The 871-nt window shown below is 50.3% G+C and carries 1 protein-coding gene; it reads right to left on the reverse strand.

Annotation, left to right across the window (positions count from 1 at the left end):
* Positions 1 to 749: FAD-dependent monooxygenase (locus R8O11_RS26175; RefSeq protein ID WP_318194735.1), on the reverse strand; the 749-nt coding region annotated here is incomplete at its 3' end.
* Positions 750 to 871 lie beyond the last annotated feature (122 nt).

Consider the following 871-nt stretch of genomic DNA (forward strand, 5'->3'; position numbering starts at 1 on the left):
GTTAGCGTTTTGTTGAACGCGTCATCGCCCATGACCAGCAATTCTTCCGCTCGGTTTGGCTCTGTCGACCAAACGATAGAACACATGTTTGGTTGAGACATTGGCAAGAATGCCAAAGGCCCGTGAGGTGTAAAAATCTGACGCGCGATGCTGTGGTGCGGATCCGCTGTTTTCACATTAGCAACCAACGCATGGTGACCGTAGTCCCAATGCGTCAAAGGAACATCCATCTGGTTACGCAGCCACGAATTCGCGCCATCTGCGCCCACCACCAGCTTCGCTGTCATCGCTTGGCCGTTATCGAGCGTTAACCAACTCTCTTGTTCACCGACCGCGAGTGTCGCACAGCGCGCAGGCATGAATAACGTTACGTTCTCTAGCTTTTGCACTTGTTCCAACAACGCTAACTGAATCACGCGATTTTCAACGATGTGACCCAAATCAGGTTGCGCCATACTTTGTGCATCAAACTCTATTTTTGCGAAGCTGTCTTGCTCCCACACTTCCATACCGTAGTAAGGTGCAGCACGGCGTTGCTCAATACCCTGCCAAGCTCCTAGCTTACGTAAAATGGTTTCACTTGAGCGGCTCAGTGCAGAAACTCGCACATCAGGCAGTTCATTCAACGTTTCATCTGGCACGCTACCTTCGATCACGGCGATACGCAGGCCACTGTCTTTGAATGCGGCGGCAAGCGCCAACCCAACCCTCCCTCCGCCGATGATGGCGATATCTACACTTTGCATCATTGCTATTTATTACCTAATAACTGGTTGTTACCTAGTTTGTTGCAGTCAATCATCGTTTCACTAAGCCAAGAGTATGGCGCAAGAGCGGCTGCTTAAAAATAGAAAGGTTATCCATCGCGGCT

It is taken from the genome of Vibrio sp. 1288 (assembly GCF_033344475.1).